14 protein-coding genes are annotated in these 15,253 nt (G+C 66.3%); 6 read left to right on the top strand and 8 right to left on the bottom strand.

Features of this window, described 5'->3' with window-relative positions; genetic code table 11:
- The 7 genes from AC1D0P_RS10405 to AC1D0P_RS10375 form a co-directional block, all read right to left on the bottom strand.
- Nucleotides 1–106: VOC family protein (locus AC1D0P_RS10405; RefSeq protein ID WP_477676664.1), on the bottom strand; the 106-nt coding region annotated here is incomplete at its 3' end.
- Nucleotides 103–1,053, bottom strand: a complete 951-nt coding sequence (locus AC1D0P_RS10400; RefSeq protein WP_477676663.1) for a hydroxymethylglutaryl-CoA lyase — start codon at nucleotides 1,051–1,053, stop codon at nucleotides 103–105. The genes AC1D0P_RS10400 and AC1D0P_RS10405, both read right to left, overlap by 4 nt.
- The gene (locus AC1D0P_RS10395; RefSeq protein ID WP_477676662.1) at nucleotides 1,050–2,294 is read right to left on the bottom strand and encodes a CaiB/BaiF CoA transferase family protein; all 1,245 of its coding nucleotides are present in this window, start codon (nucleotides 2,292–2,294) and stop codon (nucleotides 1,050–1,052) included. The genes AC1D0P_RS10400 and AC1D0P_RS10395 overlap by 4 nt, the downstream gene beginning before the upstream one ends.
- Nucleotides 2,295–2,330: 36 nt before the next feature.
- Nucleotides 2,331–3,278, bottom strand: coding sequence for a LysR family transcriptional regulator (locus AC1D0P_RS10390; protein ID WP_477676661.1), 948 nt, complete (start codon nucleotides 3,276–3,278; stop codon nucleotides 2,331–2,333).
- 29 nt (nucleotides 3,279–3,307) lie between these two features.
- Nucleotides 3,308–3,640, bottom strand: coding sequence for a polyhydroxyalkanoic acid system family protein (locus AC1D0P_RS10385; RefSeq protein WP_477676660.1), 333 nt, complete (start codon nucleotides 3,638–3,640; stop codon nucleotides 3,308–3,310).
- Nucleotides 3,633–4,748, bottom strand: coding sequence for an aminopeptidase (locus AC1D0P_RS10380; RefSeq protein WP_477676659.1), 1,116 nt, complete (start codon nucleotides 4,746–4,748; stop codon nucleotides 3,633–3,635). The genes AC1D0P_RS10385 and AC1D0P_RS10380 overlap by 8 nt, the downstream gene beginning before the upstream one ends.
- A 19-nt stretch (nucleotides 4,749–4,767) precedes the next feature.
- On the bottom strand, nucleotides 4,768–6,897 hold the full coding sequence (locus tag AC1D0P_RS10375; RefSeq protein ID WP_477676658.1) for a molybdopterin-containing oxidoreductase family protein: 2,130 nt from the start codon (nucleotides 6,895–6,897) through the stop codon (nucleotides 4,768–4,770).
- Between the two features lie 75 nt (nucleotides 6,898–6,972).
- Here AC1D0P_RS10375 and AC1D0P_RS10370 point away from each other — a divergent pair, with 75 nt between their 5' ends.
- Together AC1D0P_RS10370 and AC1D0P_RS10365 are read left to right on the top strand one after the other, a co-directional pair.
- Nucleotides 6,973–8,106: an ABC transporter substrate-binding protein gene (locus AC1D0P_RS10370; protein ID WP_477676657.1), complete on the top strand. Its 1,134-nt coding sequence runs from the start codon at nucleotides 6,973–6,975 to the stop codon at nucleotides 8,104–8,106.
- A gap of 147 nt (nucleotides 8,107–8,253) precedes the next feature.
- Entirely contained in the window at nucleotides 8,254–9,384 is a 1,131-nt protein-coding gene (locus tag AC1D0P_RS10365; RefSeq protein ID WP_477676656.1) for an ABC transporter substrate-binding protein, read from the top strand.
- 164 nt (nucleotides 9,385–9,548) lie between these two features.
- On the opposite strand, the gene argE is transcribed toward AC1D0P_RS10365, so the two are convergent.
- Nucleotides 9,549–10,757: an acetylornithine deacetylase gene (gene argE / locus AC1D0P_RS10360; protein WP_477676655.1), complete on the bottom strand. Its 1,209-nt coding sequence runs from the start codon at nucleotides 10,755–10,757 to the stop codon at nucleotides 9,549–9,551.
- A gap of 83 nt (nucleotides 10,758–10,840) precedes the next feature.
- On the opposite strand from argE, the gene AC1D0P_RS10355 reads away from it, so the two are divergent.
- The 4 genes from AC1D0P_RS10355 to AC1D0P_RS10340 all read left to right on the top strand — a co-directional run bounded on the left by AC1D0P_RS10355 (nucleotide 10,841) and on the right by AC1D0P_RS10340 (nucleotide 14,935).
- The gene (locus tag AC1D0P_RS10355) at nucleotides 10,841–11,725 is read left to right on the top strand and encodes a decaprenyl-phosphate phosphoribosyltransferase (RefSeq protein WP_477676654.1); all 885 of its coding nucleotides are present in this window, start codon (nucleotides 10,841–10,843) and stop codon (nucleotides 11,723–11,725) included.
- Nucleotides 11,722–12,678, top strand: coding sequence for a lysylphosphatidylglycerol synthase transmembrane domain-containing protein (locus AC1D0P_RS10350; RefSeq protein ID WP_477676653.1), 957 nt, complete (start codon nucleotides 11,722–11,724; stop codon nucleotides 12,676–12,678). The genes AC1D0P_RS10355 and AC1D0P_RS10350 overlap by 4 nt, the downstream gene beginning before the upstream one ends.
- Nucleotides 12,679–12,740: 62 nt before the next feature.
- Nucleotides 12,741–14,288 carry an ArnT family glycosyltransferase gene (locus AC1D0P_RS10345; protein ID WP_477676652.1) on the top strand — a complete coding sequence of 516 codons (1,548 nt, stop codon included), beginning with the start codon at nucleotides 12,741–12,743 and terminating at the stop codon, nucleotides 14,286–14,288.
- A complete protein-coding gene (locus AC1D0P_RS10340) occupies nucleotides 14,276–14,935 on the top strand; it encodes an HAD-IB family hydrolase (protein ID WP_477676651.1) in 660 nt (219 codons plus the stop codon). Before AC1D0P_RS10345 ends, AC1D0P_RS10340 begins: the two co-directional genes overlap by 13 nt.
- The last annotated feature ends 318 nt before the right edge of the window (nucleotides 14,936–15,253 follow it).

Genomic DNA, 15,253 nt, shown 5'->3' with positions numbered 1-15,253 from the left:
CGCCGGTAAAGGTCTCCAGCGTCATGCCGAGCACGCGCGTGTAGAAGTCCACGCAGGCAGCTTTATCGCCGGTCGTCAGCACGATGTGGTCAAGGGTGCCGATCATGCCGATGCCGCCCTCAGTTCAGCCACATAAGGCGGTGGTTCGTGCAGGTCGGTGATGCGGCCGGCCTTGGCGACCTGGCCGGGTACTTCATGGCCGACGATGGCCGGCATCTGCCGTGCCACGTCCAGCAACCGGGGGATGYCCACGCCGGTGTCGTAACCCATAGCGTCCAGCATGTGAACCGCGTCCTCGCTGCTGATGTTGCCGCTGGCACCGGGTGCGTAGGGGCAGCCGCCCAGGCCGCCCAGCGAGCCGTCAAAACGTGTGATGCCGCCTTGCACGGCGGCCAGCACATTGGCCAGACCCATACCGCGCGTGTTGTGGAAGTGCAGGGTCAGCTGCAGGTTTTTGAAGCGCTGCTGCAGCACCTCAACCATACGGGCGACCTGGGTCGGATGCGCCATGCCGGTGGTGTCGCAAATCGTGAGGCCGCGCACGCGGTCCGCGCCGAAGGCGGCAAAGCGTTCACTCCAGCGCAGCACTTCTGCTTCGGCCACCTCGCCCTCCATCGGGCAGCCGAAGCAGCAGGACAGCGACACATTGATGGGCGTGCGGCCATCGACATGGTGAACCACGTCGGACAGCGCGGCAAAACTTTTCTCGCGGGGCATGCGCAGGTTGGCGAGGTTATGGGTTTCCGACACCGACATCACGAGGTTGAGCTCGTCGGCGCACGACTCCAGCGCGCGCTCCGCGCCGCGCAGGTTGGGTACCAGCACCGTGTATTCCACGCCGGGCACGCGGCGTATGCGGCCCATGACCTCTTCGGCGTCGCGCAGCATGGGAATGGCCTTGGGCGAGGTGAAAGAGGTGACTTCGATCTTGGCGTAACCGCACTCGCTCAGCGCGTCGACCAGCGCCACCTTGTCGTCGGTGGCGATGAAATTGGACTCGATCTGGAAGCCGTCGCGCGTGGCGACCTCATTGAAGTGAATGCGTTTTTTCATGCTGCGTCCGCGTCCTTTCCGGCCACGATGCCTTTGTCTTTCAAGGCTTGGATCTGTACGGCCGACAAGCCCATCTCGCTTAGCACGGCATCTGTGTCCTGGCCGATTTGAGGCGCGTTGCGGCGATGGCCGCCCGGCGTGCGCGAGAGTTTGGGCACGATGCCGGGCACGGTCAGCAGGCTGCCGTCTTCCATGCGCAGCTCGTCGAGCATGCCGCGCGCCTGGTAGTGCGGGTCGGCTGCGATGTCGGCCACGGTGTAAATGCGGCCTGCTGGCACCGAGACCTTGTCGAGCGCCGCCAGCACCTCGTCCACCGTGAGGCCCAAAGTCCATTGGCCTATGGCCGCGTCGATTTCCGCCACGCGTGCGACGCGGCCTGCGTTGTCGGCCAGGGCTGGGTCGCTGCCCAGGTCGGTGCGGCCTATGGTGGCCATCAGGCGCTTGAAAATGCTGTCGCCATTGCCGGCAACCAGCGCGTAGCCGCCGTCCTTGCACAGGTAGGCATTGCTGGGCGCGATGCCTGGCAGGGCGCTGCCGGCCGCGCCGCGCACCACGCCGAAAGCGCTGTACTCGGGCAGCAGGCTTTCCATGCAGTTGAAGACCGCTTCATAAAGCGCCACGTCTATCACCTGGCCTTTGCCTGAGCGCTGGCGCTCCTGCATGGCCAGCAGGATGCCGATCACGCCGTGCAGCGCGGCCAGCGTGTCGCCAATGCTCACGCCCACGCGCACCGGCACGCGGCCCGGCTCGGCCGTCAGGTGGCGCAGGCCGCTCATGGCCTCGGCCACCACGCCGAAGCCCGGCTTGTCGCGGTAGGGGCCGGTCTGGCCGTAGCCGCTGATGCGCAGCATGATGAGGCGCGGGTTCAGCGCCAGCAGTTCGTCGGGGCCCAGGCCCCAGCCTTCCATGGCGCCCGGGCGGAAGTTCTCGATCAGCACGTCGGCATCGGCGGCCAGCCGGCGCACGATGTCCTGCGCCTCGGGGCTTTTGAGGTCCAGCGCCACCGAACGCTTGTTGCGCGACTGCACCTGCCACCAGACCGAGGTGCCGTCTTTCAGCAAACGCCATTTGCGCAGCGGGTCGCCCGCGCCCGGGGTTTCGATCTTGATGATGTCGGCGCCGAAGTCCGCCAGCGTCTTGGCCGCGAAGGGCCCGGCGATCAGCTGGCCCAGCTCCAGCACTTTGAGGCCGGCAAGCGGGCCGGAGGCGGTGGGAGTGGGAAGGGATTGTTCAGTGGCCATGGGCGGCAGTGTGCCGCCCGGGGCCCGCCCCGTCCATTACCGCTTTGGGGCTCGGGCTTTCGCGTTTTGCGAAGGCAAGGCGCCGGCAGGCGCCACCAGGAAGTCCACCAGCGCGGTGATGGCCGCATCGGGCTGGCCCGCCATGGTGGCCGCCAGCAGGCGGCGCCTGGCCCAGGCGTCGGCCAGCGGCCGCCAGCCCAGCTTCATGCTTTTGATGAGAGGCAGCGTCGCGCCCTTGGGCAGGATGGCCACGCCCAGGCCCGAGGCCACCATGTGGCATACCGCGTCGAAGCTGCGCACCTGCATGCGCAGCTTGAGCGGCCGGTTCGCGGCCAGCGCGGCCTGCTGCTGCTTTTGCAGCATGGCGGCGCCGGCGGTCAGGCTGATCCATTCCTCGTCAAGCGCATCGGTAAAAGCTAGCGGCACCTTGCTGCGAGCGAGCGCGTGGCCGGCCGGCAGGATCAGCACCAGTTCGTCTTCGCGAAACAGACGCGTGTCCAGCCCCGTGGTGTCCGGCCCTTCGACAAACACCGCCGCGTCGGCCCGGCCTTCGCGCAAGGTGGCCACCACCGCTTCGGACACCTGCTCCTCGAGGTCGATGTGCACCTGCGGGTGCAGCTCGCCGTAACGCGCGAGCAGCGGCGGCAGGAATTGGCTGATGGCCGCGCTGCTGGCGCACAGGCGTATGTGGCGCGCGATGCCGCGCCGCAGGTCGGCCAGTTCGCCGCCCAGCTGCTCCATGGTTTGCAGCAAAGTCAGGCCGTGCTTGACGAAGACGCGCCCGGCCGCTGTCGGCAAGAGGCCGCGCGCGTGGCGCTCGAACAGGGCCTCACCCAGGGCGTCTTCGAGTTCGCGTATGCGCCGACTGGCCGCAGCCAGTGCCAGGTGCGAGTCGCGCGCCGCCGCGGTCAGGCTGCCGGTTTGCGCGCAGGCCACCGCCAGGCGCACGGACACCAGGTCGAAGCGGGCCAGGTTGTAGTTCACGGGCAGCGCCCTTGAATTTCAGTAGCTTCTCAGGCGGCCTTCTTTTTAGCCGCAGCCTTTTTGGCGGCGGGTTTCTTTGCGATCAGCGTGTCCAGGTTTTTCACGATCTCGCCTTCAATTTTGTCCTTGAACGCACCCAGCAGAAAGCCGAGCCTGGCGTTGAGGTCAAAACTGTCTTTGGTGACCGCCAGCGTGCCGCTGACGCCCGAGCGGGTGAAACTGACCAGGTCTTCGGTCTTGCCTTCCTCGTAGGTGCATTCCATGGCGAACTTTTCTTCGACCTGCTCGGCCCACTTGAAGGCGATCTTGCGTGCCTCAAGAAGGCCCAAGCTGTGTTCGCGCTGGATGTGGATGTCAGCCATTCGAGGTCTCCGTGTTGTTGTGGGTGTTATTCATTTGAAGCGCCTTGCGCCGTTCTTCTTTGGGCAGCCCGGCCAGCCCTTTGACCGCATCATAAAACCGTTGCCAGTCGCGGCCTTCGTGCTCGAACAAAGCTTCGAAGCCGGGTACCAGCTCATCATAGGCGGCCTGCGCGCCGAAGGCCGCGTTGTTGGCGCGCGCCACCCAGGGGTCATAGCCCGCAAAGCCGTCCCACGAAGCCTTGAGGCTGGCGTAGCCCTCGCGAAAACGCTGGAGCGCCTCGGCCTTCAGGGCGGCCTGCGCGGCTTTGCCGGCGGCCGTCGCCGGTTTTTGATCGTAGATCGCGGCCAGCTCAAGCCGCGTGGCCAGCGCCAGCGCGCGGAACTGCCGGCGCCGCCCGTCGAACCGGGCGTAGTCCTGCTGGGCCTTCTGGTTGCCCCTGAGGGCCTCGCTGTCCAGCCAGCGCTGGCTGCCCATGCGCTCGACGGCGGTGGCGAAAGACTCGTTGAACATGGTGTCGTCTTTGGCGTAGACCACCTGGTGCGCCAGTTCGTGAAAGATCAGCCGCGCGAGCTCGCCTTCGGGGTAGCCGATGAAGGTGTTGAGCAGCGGGTCGCCGCCGGCCCAGTTCATCCAGCCCAGCGTCGAATAGGCGGGCACGCCGTAGACGCTGGTCTCCAGGCCTTGCGCCTTGAGCCGTTCGGCCTCGGCGCGCGCCTCGGCCTCATTGAAATAGCCGCGGTAGCCCACACAACCCGTGATCGGGAAGCACCAGGTCTTGAGGGTCAGCGAGAACTCGGGCGCGGCCACCACGTTCCAGACCACGGCGCTGCGGCGCAGGTCGGCATAACGCTTGTAGCTGGGGTTGTCGGGCAGCTTGAGTTCGTTCACGGCAAAGCTGCGTATGCGCTGCGACAGGGCCAGCCGGCTTTTCAGCTGCTCGGAGGCCTGCGCGTCGCCCAGCCAGTCGTCCACCGGGCGGGCCGCGTTGAGCATCTGCAGGTGGCCGCTGACGGACTGCCAGTAATAACCCAGGTCGGCGCAGCCCGCCAGGCCCAGGCCCGCGGCCAGCGCGACGGCCAGCGTGCGTTTGAGGGTGCCGCGTTTCACCGGAACTCCGTTCAGGCGCTCAGGCGGCCTGCGGCTCGCGCTGCACCTGCACCAGGCAGTCGTAAAACACCGGGCCGCGGCCCATGTCGGTCAGGTGCTGGCTGGTGAGCTGGTTGACGTTGGTGCCGTCCAGGCCCAGCTTGCGCCACCAGATGCCCAGGCCGTTGACCACGCCGGGCCGGGCCCGCGCCGAGACCTCGGCCTTGACCCGGTACTCGCCGCGCTGGTTGAAAACCTTGACGATGGCGCCCGTGGTGATGCCGCGTGCCGCGGCGTCGTCGGCGTGGATTTCCAGCACCGGCTCGGCCTCGATGTCGCGCAGGCTTTTGACGTTGACGAAAGTGGAGTTCAGGAAGTTGCGCGCCGGCGGCGAGATCATGGCCAGCGGGAACTGCGCCGAGCTGCCCGCGGCTTCATGGTTGGGTACGTGGCCGGGCAGGCCGTCGGCGCCCTCGGCCGCCAGCCGCGCGCTGAAAAATTCGCAGCAGCCCGAGGCCGTGGGGAAGTTGCCGTCGGCAAAGGGCGCGTCGGGCAGGTCGAGTGTGGCGAAGCCCTTGTCCAGCAGCTGCTGGAAGTCGACCTTGTCGCCGAACACCGCGCGGCACAGCTGTTCGTCGCTGTCGGAAAAGCAGGGTTCATCCAGACCCATATGGGCGGCCAGTTCGCGGAATATCTGGGTGTTGGGCTTGGCCTGGCCCAGCGGCGCGATGGCCGGACGGTTCAGCAACGCGTCGGTATGGCCGTAGGCGCCGTGCACGTCCCAGTGCTCCAGCTGCGTGGTGGCCGGCAGGATGTAGTCGGCGTAATCGGCGGTGTCGGTCTGGAAATGCTCGAGCACCACGGTGAACAGGTCTTCACGCGCAAAACCCTGCACCACCTTGCCGGACTCGGGCGCCACCGCCACCGGGTTGCTGTTGTAGACGATGAGCGCCTCGATTTTCGGGCCGAATTGCGGCGAGGCCGGCGCCAGCAAGGCGTTGCCTATGGTGCTCATGTTGACGGTGCGCGGCTGCCGGCCCTTGAGCAGATCGGGCCGCTGCAGCGCCGCCCTGTCCACCGGGAACAGGCCCGAACTGCTGAGCAGCACGCCGCCGGCGCGGTGCCGCCAGGCGCCCGTGAGTGCGGGCAGGCAGGCGACGGCGCGGGCCGCGTTGCCGCCGCCGTGCACGCGCTGCATGCCGTAGTTCAGGCGTATGGCCGCGGGCTGCTTGTTCAACATGCATTCGCCGTAATCGCGCGCCAGCGAGCGAATCTGTTCGGCCGGCACGCCGCAGACGGCGGCGGCGCGCTCGGGGCTCCAGTGCAGCGCGCGTTCGCGCAGCCCGCCGTCGGGGTCTTGCCAGCCCAGGGTGTGGCGCGCGATGTAGTCGTGGTCCAGCCAGTCATGGGTGATCAGCTCGTGCATCAGCGCGAGCGCCAGCGCGGCGTCGGTGCCGGGCAGCAGCGCGATGTGCTCGTGGCATTTCTCGGCGGTTTCGCTTCGACGTGGATCTATGCAGACGAGCCTGGCGCCGTCGCGCTTGGCCTGCTGCGCATAGCGCCAGAAATGCAGGTTGCTGCCGATGGAATTGCTGCCCCAGATGATGATCAGCTTGGATTCGGCGAAAAACTCCACCCGCATGCCGACCTTGGCGCCCAGGGTCTGCACCAGGGCCTCGCCCCCGGCCGAGGAGCAGATGGTGCGGTCCAGGAAAGACGAACCCAGCCGGTTGAAAAATCGCCCGGCCATGCTTTCGCCCTGCACCTGGCCCATGGTGCCGGCATAGCTGTAGGGGACGATGGCTTCGGGCTCGCGCGCCGCGATGGCCTTGAGGCGAGAAGCGATATCGGCCAGCGCCGCCTCCCAGCTCACCGGCTCGAACTGCCCGCTGCCCTTGGGGCCGCTGCGCTTGAGCGGCCGCAGCAGGCGCTCGGGGTGGTAGGTGCGTTCGGTGTAGCGCGAGACCTTGTTGCACAGCACGCCGCCGGTGTGGGGATGGTCGGGGTTGCCCTGCACGCGGGTGGCCACGCCGCCTTCCACCGTGGTCAGCAGCGAGCAGGTGTCCGGGCAGTCGTGCGGGCAGGCGCCCAGCACCTGTACGGCGGCTGGCTTCAGCCCGGCGTCAGGGTGGGCCGTGGCCTTAGGGGAGATGCTGATGGTATTGCTCATGGTTCAACTTTATATTGACAGTCATCGGGGTAACCCGGGGGAGACACATACTTCATGATTACAACAATGAACGGAATGCGGGCATTCCACGTCGCCGCCAGAATCAGCATGGTAGCGGCCCTGGCCGGCTTGCTCGCGCCAGGGGCCAAAGCCGAGGACGGGATCAGCAAGACCGCCGTCACGCTGGGCCAATCCCTGGCGATGACAGGGCCCGGCGCCACACTGGCCCTGCCTTTCGCGCAGGGCGCGCGGCTTTACTTCGACCGCGTCAACGCGGGCGGCGGCGTCAACGGCCGCAAGATTGAACTCAGCACGCTGGACGACGTGGGCAACCCCGACACCACGCTGGCCAATACCAAAAAACTGCTGGACCAGAAAGTGTTCTCGCTGTTCGGCTACTACGGTTCGGCGCAGGTCACCGCCGTCAACCCGCTGCTCAAGGACACGGACATCCTGCTGTTCGCGCCCATGGCCGGCGCCGACGAGCTGCGCGGCTCGCTCTACCCCAATGTCTATTCGGTGCGGCCCGGCTATTCGGAAGAGGCCGCCATGATCACGCGCCATGCCGAGACCCTGGGCATGCGCAAGCTGGCCATCCTGCACGGCAAGGATCCGGAGTCGCTCGCGGCGCTGGATTCGGCCGAGCGCACCATGGGCGGCCTGGGTGCCAACCTCGTGGCCAAGTCGTCCCTTTCAGGCGGCAGCGTCGCCACCAGCGTGGACCAGGTGCTGGCCAAAAAGCCYGAATCGGTGCTGGTGATCAGCGACGCCTCGGGCGCGGCCAGCGCCATACGCGACCTGCGCGCCAAGGGCTTTCGCGGGCCCATCTACGGCTTTTCGAGCACCGGCGAAAGCCTGCTGGCCGAGCAACTGGGCGCGGCCGGCGCCGGTGTGGTGGTGGTGCGTGTCACGCCCAAGTCGGACAATGCCAAGAGCGTGCTGGTGCGGGAGCTGCAGGCCGACGCGCTGGCGGCCAAGCTCGGCAAGTCCAACGTCTACATGCTCGAAGGCTATATCGCCGCCTGGACCTATGCCGAAGCCCTGCGCAAGGCCGGCAAGGACCCGACCCGGGCCAAGCTGCGCAAGGCGCTGGACGGCCTGCAGGACCTGAACCTGGGCGGCTTTCGCGTCCACTTCGACGGCGACCGCGTGGGCTCCAAGCTGGTCGAGCTCAGCCTGATCGACGCGACCGGCCGGGTCAGGGAATAGGCCGCATTTGCGAAAAGCGGCCAAAAGCTGGCAAATTACTGACAAACAAAGCTTGAAGTAAGACCAAAGTAGTGACCAATCTCACGGGCTTTCGTCCTGTTACCAAAAGGGTAACCTTACTGTAAGTTGTGTTGCGAGAATGAAAGGATGAATCTCACTCGCAGAAAATTCTCCACCGTCGCCGGCGCTTCCATGCTGGCCGGCTTCAACATCGCCCATGCCCAGGCCGACAAGATCATCCTGGGCCAGTCGGCCCCTTTCACCGGCCCCGCTGCGCAGCTGGGCATCCAGTTCTACCAGGGCGCGAAGGTGTACTTCGACCAGGTGAACGAACAGGGTGGCATCAACAAGCGCCTGATCGAGATCCGCAACCTCGACGACGGCTATGAGCCCACCCGCTGTGCCGAAAACACCCGCAAGCTGATCGACGACGAGGTGTTTGCACTGTTTGGCTACATCGGCACACCCACCAGCATCGTCGCCCTGCCGATGGCCACCAAAGACAAGGTCCCGTTTATCGCGCCGTTTACCGGCGCCATGGCCTTGCGTGACCCCTTCAACAAATACGCCTTCCACGTGCGCGCTTCGTATAACGACGAAACCGGCCTTATCGTCAAACAGCTGACCGCCCTGGGGCTGAAAAAAATCGCGGTGTTCTACCAGAACGATGCCTACGGCAAGGCCGGGCTGGACGGCGTGGTGCTAGCCCTGGGTGCGCAGAACCTCAAGCCCGTGGCGCAGGCGACGGTCGAGCGCAATACGGTGGACGTGGCCAAGGCCGTCACCACGCTGGTGGCCGCAGGGCCCGACGCGGTGGTGCAGATCGGTGCGTACAAGGCCTGCGCCGCCTTTATCCGCGAAGCCCGCAAGGCAGGCTATGGCGGCACGTTTTACAACGTGTCGTTTGTCGGCACGCAGGCGCTGGCCGACGAGCTGGGCAAGGATGGAGCAGGCGTGGTGGTGTCACAGGTCATGCCTTCGCCCTACAACGGAGCGCGGCCGATTGTGCGCGAGTTTACCGACGCGGTGAAGGCGGCCGGCAAGGATGCGAAGGTCAATTTTTCCAGCATGGAAGGCTACGTGGCCGCCAAGGTTCTGGTGGAGGGCCTCAAGCGCGGCGGTGCCAAGATGAGCCGTGAGTCGCTGATCTCCGGCCTGGAAGCCATCGGCACCCAGTCGCTGGGCGGGTTCTCCGTGTCGTTCTCGCCGACGGATCATGTGGCTTCGAGCTTTGTGGAGCTTTCGATGCTGACCGGCGACGGTCGCGTCAGGACCTGACTCTTTAGATATCCAAACAAAGCGCCTGACTCAGTCAGGCGTTTTGCTTTGGGGGTTTGGAGCCGCTCACAAAGCCCAGCGTCCTGGCTAGGCGCGTCGCCGCAGACAGCACACCAGTGCGGCAAGGCGGCGCAACAACGCCAGGAGGGTTTTGTGAGCGGCTCTCAGGCGATCTGCCTTGTGGCGATCAGACCCTGCATAAAGGCCTGGCAACGCGCCAGTTGTTCCAGGCTCACGAACTCGTCGGGCTGGTGCGCCTGGGTGATGCTGCCGGGGCCGCACACCACGGTGGGAATGCCCGCGCCCTTGAAGATGCCGGCTTCGGTGCCGAAAGCCACCAGCGTGGTCTGCTGCGTGCCGGCCAGGCGCTGCGCCAGCCGGGTCACGTCGTCGCCGGCCGAGCCCAGGAAGGCCGGCACTTCGCAAATCGTTTCAAAGCTGAAGCCCGCGTCGGGTGCGACTTTTTTCATCGCCGGCTGCGCGCGCTCCGCGTAAGCCCGTATTTCGCGCTGCATGGCCAGGGCGTCGGCCGTGGGCAGGTTGCGGAATTCATAGCGGAACTCGGCGTCGCGCGGCACCACGTTGTCGGCGATGCCGCCGTGGAACTGGCCGACGCTGGCGGTGCTGAAGGGCACGTCGAAGCCCTCGTAGCGCGGCTCGTTGGCCTCAAAGCCCTCGGCCATGTCGCGCAGCTTGCCGACCACGCGCGCCGCCATCTCGATGGCGTTGACCGACTGCGGCGTGAGCGAGGAATGCGCCTCCTTGCCGCGCACGCAGCATTTGTAGCGGTAGACGCCCTTGTGCGCGGTGGCCGGCACCATGCTGGTGGGTTCGCCGACGATGCAGGCCAGCGGCGCGATGCCGGCGTCCTTCATGTCGGCGATCAGCCCGCGCACGCCCAGGCAGCCGACTTCCTCGTCATAGCTCAGCGCCAGGTGCACCGCGAAGGGCGCCTGGCTGTTCAGGAAATCGCCGGCGTGGGCCAGGGCCATGCCGATAAAGCCTTTCATGTCGCAACTGCCGCGGCCGTAGAGCCGACCGCCCTCGATGGCGGCCGACAGCGGGTCCAGCGTCCAATCCTGGCCGTCCCAGGGCACGGTGTCGGTATGGCCCGACAGGATGATGCCGGCCGGCTTGCCTTCACCCAGCGTGGCGAAGAGGTTGGCCTTGGTCTTGCCGGCATTGGTGGTGATGCGGCTGGCCACGCCGAGCCGGGCGAGCTCGTCGCGCACGAAGTGGATCAGTTCCAGGTTGCTGTTGTCGCTGACGGTGTTCATGCGCACCAGGGCCTGGATCAGTTCCAGGGCGCGGGGCGAGACGGCAGGCAGGGTGGCGGGAGGGGAGGCGAGGGAGGCGGCGGGTGCAAAAGACATGGCCCCATTTTGGCCGTATTCGGGAATCCCGGTCAGTTATGCTTGAAGCCCGCTTGCCCACGGGGTGTTTCCCTCCCTTCCTGATGCCCTCTTTGCCTTCCTCATCCTCGCCGTCTTCTTCCCCGCTGGCCCTGGTCCGGCTGATGCGGCCGCACCAGTGGCTGAARAACGTCTTCGTGTTCGCCGGCCTGGTGTTCAGCCAGAACTGGCTGGACACGGCGCTGGATGTGCGCGTCTTCCACGCTTTTGCCGCGTTCTGCTGCCTCTCCAGCATGGTCTACATCATCAACGACTGGCATGACCGCGCCAGCGACGCCCTGCACCCGACCAAACGCAAGCGGCCCCTGGCCAGCGGCGCGGTGGCGGTCCCCGTGGCCCTGGTGCTGGCCGGCCTGCTGCTGGTGGCGGGGCTGTTGTTGGCGGCTGGCAACCGGACATTGCTGGTGCTGTTGGCGGCCTATGTGCTGCTCAACCTGGCGTATTCGTGGCGGCTCAAGCAGGTGCCGGTGGTCGATGTGTCCATCATTGCCTCGGGTTTCATGCTGCGCCTGCTGGCCGGCACGGTGGCCGTCGGCATCCCGCCTTCGCGCTGGCTGCTGCTGACCGGTATTTTTGTGGCCCTGTTCCTGGGGTTTGCCAAACGCAAGGCTGAAAGCTTCCATGAAGAGGCCAGCCGGCGCGCCGTGATGGCCCACTACCCGTCCGCCCTGCTGGATACTTTCATGGCCGTGACCATGACCGCCACGCTGACCACCTACAGCCTGTTTGCCACCAGCCCCGAAGCGCAACTGCAGCACGGCGAACGCCTGCTCTACACCGTGCCGGTAGTGATTTTCGGCATGCTGCGCTACACCTACCAGGTGCACCGCGGCCATGGCGAAGACGTGGCGCGCGACATGTTGCGCGACCCCTGGATACTGGCGGCCGGCGCGCTGTGGCTGGCCATTTTCCTGAGCCACCGGCTGTGAGCCCTTCGCCCGCCCCGTCCACGCCAGCCGCGGCGGGCGGCCTGCCCTTCAAGCGCCTGCTGCTGGTGCTGGGCGTGGTGGCCACGGCCTACGCGGCCGCCTTGCTGGTTTGGGGCGACAGCCCCAGGGCCTCGCTGGCGCTGCTCTGGTCCTGGACGGGCGCGCAGGCTGCGGGCCTGTGCCTGCTCAACTACCTGCTGCGCGGCCTGCGCTGGCGGCTCTGGATGGCGCACTACGGCCGCCACTTCGGCTGGCTGCAGGGCTTGCGCCTGTATCTGGCGGGCTACGCCTTCACGCCCACGCCCGGCAATGTCGGCGAGGCGGCGCGCGGCCTGATGCTGGCGCGCCAGCCTTTGCGCGCCGGTCAAAGCCTGGCCATCTTCGGCGCCGAACGGCTGGCCGACCTGCTGTGCCTGCTGCTGCTGTGCCTGCCCGCCGCCGGCTGGGTGTTGCGGCATCCCGCGATGCAAGCCATGTCCACGCTGCTGGGAGGATTGCTGGCAGTCGCCGCGCTGCTCTTGCTGGCCGTGCTGGGGCTGCTCTTCAAGCACCGTGCCCGGCTCTTTGAGCGCCTGCCCTGGCTGCAGGAGGCCTGGCATTGCCTGGCGTTGCGTCCCTGGCTCTGGCTGGGGCTGACCCTGACGGCCTGGGCGGCGCAGGGCGTCGCGGTCTGGCTGATCTGTCGCGGCATAGGGGTTCCGCTCGAGCTGCCGACGGCCACGGGCTTTTACGCCGTCGCCATGGTGGCCGGGGCTTTGTCAGCGCTGCCGGCCGGCCTGGGCGGCACCGAGGCTGTGCTGACCGGCCTGCTGGTGGCTCACGGCGCCACGCCCGCGGCGGCGCTGGGTGTCACCGTGCTGGCGCGGCTGCTGACGCTGTGGCTGGCGGTGGCCATCGGCGTGCTGGCCTTGCTTTATAGTGCGGCCATCCGCAAGGAAATCAGCTTCCGCTAGCCTGCTCCAGCCTTGCCCGCGGCGCGTGTTGCCGCCGGCGCCGTTCCCCTTTTCAAGCCTTCATGTCCCAGAACCCCGATTCCGCCGCCTCCGCCGCTTTTCCCGTCATGCTGAGCCGTTGGCTATTGGCCGCCGGCCTGCTTTCGCTCTTGCTGCGGTTCTGGATTTCCGTGACTTTCCCGGTCACCGGTGACGAAGCCTTCTTCTACTGGTGGGGGGTGTACCCCGACTGGGGTTATTCGGACCATCCGCCCATGGTCGGCTGGCTGATCGCCCTGATGCGCGCCACGCTGGGCGACAGCCTGTGGTCCATACGCCTGCCCATCGTGCTGCTGCCGCTGGCGCTGGGCGCGGCGCTGTGGTGGGCCCTCAAGCCCGTCGACAAGGTGCGCGCCGCCTGGGCTGTGCTGTTTTTCTGGCTCGCGCCGCTGAACTGGCTCAACACCCTGATCACCACCGACACGCCGCTGATCTTCTGGTCGGTGCTGTCGGTCGCCGCGCTGATGCGCGCCGAGCGCCGCGCGCAGCTGGACAGCGCCGCCTGGGGCCTGTATGCGCTGTCCGGCGTGTTCCTGGGCTGCGCTTTTCTTTCCAAGTATTTCTCGGTGGTGCTGGGCTTCAGCTACCTCGTCTACTTTGTGCTGTACCGCCGCGAGCGCCTGGCCGGTTTTGCCCTGCTGGTGCTGTGTGCCTTGCCCGGCCCGGCGATCAACATCGCCTACAACATGTCGCACGGCTGGTCCAACATCATGTTCAATGTGTACAACCGCAATGAAGATGCCGCCTTTGAATGGCGCAAGCCGCTGACCTATATCGGCATGATGGTTTACCTGGTCACGCCGGCCGCGGTATGGATGGCGGTGCGCTACCGCCAGTCGCTGCTGGCGGCGGCGCGCTCGCAGCGCCTGCTGGCCTGCCTGGTGGTGGTGCCCCTGTTGTTCTTCGCGCTGCTGTCGGCCAAAAAAGTGATAGGCCTGCACTGGGTGTTGTCCTTTTACCCCTTCGGCTTCGCCTTTTTGGCCTTTGCCCTGCCGGCCGACAAACTCAAGGCCTGCGCCAAAGGGCTGGCCGTGTTCGCCGGCCTGCATGTGCTGGTGGTGGCCGGGCTTTACATGACCACGCTGGACACCTGGCGCACGACAAAGCTCTATCCGCAGATCATCCGCAGCTACAAGACCGCCGAGATGCTGAAACAGGTCACGGCACCCGGCGTGGTGTTGATGGGAGAGGCTTATACGCCGGCGTCGATATTCGGTTTTGAACGCCGCCAGTACATGCCGGTGTTCGGCGTCGGCAAGTTCCACGCGCGCCAGGACGACATGCTGGTGGATTTTTCGCTTTACCAGGGCAAGACGATTCGTGTCATCCTCGCCGACAAGCCGCGGCTGGAGGAGTTTGAACCTTATTTCGCCTCGGTGCGCGTGCTGAGCTTCGAGCAGAACGGCGTGCCTTTTTACGCCGTCGAAGGCGCGGGCTTCAACTACCCCGCGTACCGCGAAGGCGTGCTGGGCACGGTGTTCAAGCGCTACTACAACATTCCCTTCTGGCTGCCCATGACCGGCTGCCCGTTTTGCCAACGTTACTGCGGGCAGGTGCGATGCTACCGGTAGGGGGCGCCGCCGCTGCAGCCGTGGTGGCCGCCTTTGACTTCGACGGCACGCTGACCCGGCGCGACACCTTCACGGTCTTCCTCGCGCGCGGCCTGGGCTGGCCGCGCTTTATGTGGGCCCTGCTGCGCTGCTCACCGTGGCTGGCCGGTTATGCGCTGCGCCTGGTGCCCAACAACGTCGCCAAAGCCAGGCTCATGCAGGCCACGCTGGCCGGCCGCAGCGTCGCCGAAATGCAGGGCTGGACCGCGCAGTGGCTGGCCAAGGATTTCCCCGGCCAGCTGCGCGAGGACGCGATGGCGCACCTGGCCCGGCACCGCGAAGCCGGGCACTGCTGCGTGATGGTGAGCGCCTCGCCGGATATCTACCTGGCGCAGGTGGCGCAGCAGTTGGGCTTTGACGTGCTGCTTTGCACCGAAATGGAAGTCACCGGTGRGGGCGAGGCACGTCGCCTTACGGGGCGGATGYGGACGCCGAATTGCCATGGGGAGCAGAAGGTTGCCAGGCTGCGCGCCTGGGCGGCTGGGTATTTTGGTTCGGCTGGGCTGGAGGGGGTGACGCTGTATGCCTATGGGGATACTTCTGGGGATAAACCTATGTTGCGGTTGGCTCGGTATGCCTGGTACCGGGGGGAGCCTTGGTCGGAGTGAGTGGCTTCTGCTCCCTCTGCTGAGGGTTGCTGGCCGGGGTCGCCCGGCATGCGACTCACTTTTTTTGCTTCGCCAAAAAAAGTAAGCAAAAAAAGGCGACCCGCAGTCTGGGTCCCTACGCTTCGCTGCGGGCAACCTGCGGTGCTCGACTMCGGCGGGGTCTCGCGCAAACTCGCTTCGCTCAGACAAGCGCGATCCCTGATCCGCCTACGTCTGCGCTCCTCGGCCCAGCCAGGACGGGGCAATCGGGAACGGAAGCGGGAACAGAAGACAGAAATACAAAGAACAAACCAAGACAAACAAGGACTCGCCACGGCG

The organism is Polaromonas sp. P1_G2 (assembly GCF_056405515.1).
The sequence above is the reverse complement of the archived record's forward strand: the minus strand, read 5'-3'. Positions and strand labels throughout refer to the sequence as shown.

Bases quoted from the DNA above. Each gene is read 5' to 3' on its own strand.
- AC1D0P_RS10395 (WP_477676662.1), bottom strand. From the start codon at position 2,294: ATGGCCACTGAACAATCCCTTCCCACTCCCACCGCCTCCGGCCCGCTT.
- AC1D0P_RS10385 (WP_477676660.1), bottom strand. From the start codon at position 3,640: ATGGCTGACATCCACATCCAGCGCGAACACAGCTTGGGCCTTCTTGAG.
- AC1D0P_RS10375 (WP_477676658.1), bottom strand. From the start codon at position 6,897: ATGAGCAATACCATCAGCATCTCCCCTAAGGCCACGGCCCACCCTGAC.
- AC1D0P_RS10365 (WP_477676656.1), top strand. From the start codon at position 8,254: ATGAATCTCACTCGCAGAAAATTCTCCACCGTCGCCGGCGCTTCCATG.
- argE (WP_477676655.1), bottom strand. From the start codon at position 10,757: ATGTCTTTTGCACCCGCCGCCTCCCTCGCCTCCCCTCCCGCCACCCTG.
- AC1D0P_RS10345 (WP_477676652.1), top strand. From the start codon at position 12,741: ATGTCCCAGAACCCCGATTCCGCCGCCTCCGCCGCTTTTCCCGTCATG.